The organism is Pseudomonas sp. P5_B2 (genome assembly GCF_056400445.1).
On the sequence record NZ_JBFULH010000480.1, the window covers coordinates 1 to 3,127 of the forward strand.

At 55.8% G+C, this 3,127-nt stretch carries 3 protein-coding genes; 1 reads left to right on the top strand and 2 read right to left on the bottom strand.

The window, feature by feature from the left end; translation table 11 throughout:
* Positions 1-831, top strand: an 831-nt coding sequence (locus AC1DRJ_RS22660; RefSeq protein ID WP_477804111.1) for a LysR substrate-binding domain-containing protein, incomplete at its 5' end; no start/stop codon positions are given.
* A 48-nt stretch (positions 832-879) separates the two neighbouring features.
* Here the strand turns inward: AC1DRJ_RS22660 and leuD are convergent.
* Together leuD and leuC are read right to left on the bottom strand one after the other, a co-directional pair.
* Complete coding sequence (leuD, locus tag AC1DRJ_RS22665; RefSeq protein ID WP_477804112.1) at positions 880-1,488, bottom strand: 3-isopropylmalate dehydratase small subunit; 609 nt, start codon at positions 1,486-1,488, stop codon at positions 880-882.
* A gap of 3 nt (positions 1,489-1,491) precedes the next feature.
* Positions 1,492-2,913: a 3-isopropylmalate dehydratase large subunit gene (gene leuC / locus AC1DRJ_RS22670; protein ID WP_477804113.1), complete on the bottom strand. Its 1,422-nt coding sequence runs from the start codon at positions 2,911-2,913 to the stop codon at positions 1,492-1,494.
* Positions 2,914-3,127 lie beyond the last annotated feature (214 nt).

The following is a 3,127-nucleotide window of genomic DNA, read 5'->3' on the forward strand; positions in this document are numbered from 1 at the left end:
GCCGAGGAGCTGGGCTACTCGCCGGCGTATATCAGTAAACGTATATCAGTGCTCGAAACGACCCTTTCGACACGGCTGTTRCACCGCACGACAAGACGTATTGCGTTGACCGACGATGGTGAGCGGGTGAGGGGGTGGGCCGAGAAGTTGCTGGGGGATTTCGATGATTTTGTCGGTGAAATTTCCGAGGCCCGGCACCAGCCTATGGGTTCTTTGCATATTTGCAGCAGCTTTGGTTTCGGGCGAAACCACGTCGCGCCGGCGATCTGCAAGCTGTCACAGACTTATCCCAAGCTAGACATCCGCCTGGACGTATTCGATCGAGTTGTCGATATCGTCGGTGAGGGTTTCGACCTGGAGATTCGAGTGGGGGATGACCTTCCGGGTCAGCACCTTGGACGCAAGCTGGTCAGTAATCGCCGGGTGTTGTGCGCAACACCAGAGTACTTGGAACGACGGGGCACGCCACATTCGCTGGATGACTTGAAACTCCATGATTGCCTGGTGCTGAAAGAGCGCAATAACGCCTTCGGCGTGTGGAGTCTGACCAAGGACGGGCAGGAGGAGTCCGTACACGTCAGCGGCCCGTTGTCCTCAAACAGTGGCGAGATTGTATTGGAGTGGGCGTTGAGCGGCGGCGGGATACTGTTGCGCTCGATGTGGGATGTGAAACCCATGCTGGAGCAAGGACGATTGGTGCAAGTGCTTGATGAGTACACTCAGAGCGCCAATGTCTGGGCGGTCTATCCAACCCGGTTAAGCGAATCGGCAAAGTTGCGCATCTGCGTCGAGTTTCTGGAAGAGTATTTCGGCGATTTATCCGTTGGCTGATGCCAGGCGGCAGGTTCAAACAAATGAACTGCCGCCAGGCATTTCTGATCAGCTCAACCAGGGATTTTCCGTCAGGTGCCGAGCTTCAAAACGTCGAATTTGATCGGCACGTTGCAGCGTGGTGCCAATCGCATCCAGTCCCAGCAGCAGAGACTGCTTGCGCAGCTCGTCGATCTCGAAGGGGATCAGCGTGCCGTCAGCCAATTCAATCGTTTGCTCTGGCAGATTCACGCTGATCCGCGCCGTCACCGGGTTACTGATGACTGCTGCAACTCGCTTCAACTGAGCTTGCGAAAGCTGAATCGCCAACACACCATTGCGCTGGCAGTTGTCGTAGAAAATCCCGGCGAAGCTGGTGCCGATCAGTGCTCTGATACCCACTTGCTTCAGACCCCAGACCGCATGCTCGCGACTCGACCCACACCCAAAGTTCGGGCCCACCACCAAAAAGGCAGCATCGATCCAGGCGGTCTGGTTAAGGATGAACTCGGGATTGGGTTCGCCTGAGTCAAGAAAGCGCAGGTCGAAAAACAAGCCCCGATCCAGCCCCTTGCGATCAATCCCCTTGAGAAACTGTTTGGGCATGATGACGTCGGTATCGATGTTGGACGCTAGAAACGGCGCGGCAGCGCCACTTACTGTGTCGAAAGGTTGCATGCTTCAAGCCTCCAAAGCGAAAGAACGAACGTCTGTCAGGTGACCGGTGATCGCAGCAGCGGCGACCATGGCCGGGCTCATCAAATGGGTACGCGCGCCTGCGCCTTGACGACCTTCGAAGTTGCGGTTGGTGCTCGATGCACAGCGATCTCCTGGTGCCAGAACATCGTCATTCATGGCCAAACACATTGAACAACCTGATTGGCGCCATTCAAAACCGGCATCAAGAAAAATCTGCGCAAGCCCTTCGTCTTCAGCCTGGTTACGAACCAGCGTCGAACCGGGAACAATCATTGCGCGTACATGCGCAGCCACTCGCTTGCCGCGCACGACACGCGCAACGTCTCGCAAGTCTTCAATCCGTGCATTCGTGCATGAGCCAATAAATGCATGGCTGATCACCACATCGCTGAGCGGCATGCCCGGCTCCAGGCCCATGTAGTTAAGGGCACGCTGCATACTTTGACGTAAAATCAGATCGGGTTGGGCCGCAGGGTCGGGCACATGACTACCCACCGGTGCCGCCTGATCGGGACTGGTGCCCCAGGTGACCATGGGTTCCAGATCATTAACATTGAGCGCCACTTCGCGATCAAAGACAGCGCCTTCGTCGCTATACAGCTCTTTCCACTTTTCAACTGCCTGCTTCCACACTTCGCCTTGAGGCGCGCGTGGTTTGACTTGCAGATAGGCGAAGACTTTGTGGTCCGGCGCCATGAACGCCCCCCGGGCTCCTGCCTCGACTGCCATGTTACAGATGGTCATCCTGGCTTCGACACTGAGGTCAGTGATCGCCGGCCCAGCGAACTCGATCGCGTAGCCGGTGGCACCCGAAGCGCCGATTTTTTCAATCAGCGCCATGATGATGTCTTTGGACGTTACACCGGTGCCCAGCAGTCCTTCTACGGTGACTCGCATGGTCTTCAAACGCTTGTAGACCAAGGTTTGCGAGGCCAGCAAATGTTCGATTTCAGAAGTACCGATGCCGAATCCGAATGCGCCCAACGCGCCATAGGTCGTGGTATGGCTATCACCTGCAGCGACGACCATGCCCGGCAAAATGAAACCTTGCTCGGGCGCTACGACGTGTTCGATACCCTGACGWTTGTCGAGCACATCAAACAATTCGATTCCAAAGTCGCGGCAGTTTTCTTCGAAGTACGAGACCTGTAGTGCGCCACCCGCATCAGGCATGGTTGCGATACGAACCGGCGCAGTCGGATTCACATGATCGACCACCGCCAGCGTAGCGCTCGGGCGCCAGACGTTACGGCCTGCTTCGCGCAAACCGCTGAACGCCTGTGGGCTGGTGTATTCGTTGGCGACTTGGCGATCAATGTAAAGAAGCACATGGCCTTGATCATCAAGCGGACAAACCGTGTGGCTATCGATGTGCTTCTGGTAGAGCGTTCGAGGGCTGTTCATGGCTGGGTTCTTTCTCTGTCTTGTTCGAGATCACGGGTTCAACATGCCTACAGCATATTGATCCCTCATCGCGCATCAAGAGCATGAAAGTGAACGCGTTAAACACGAACTGTGAGCAATCGACCTATCACTCTTTCAGTGCAGTACCACCCAATCAGCATTTCAAGCTTTGAAGATCATCAATGCAGCGCAGAGCACCAGGAACAAGCAAAAC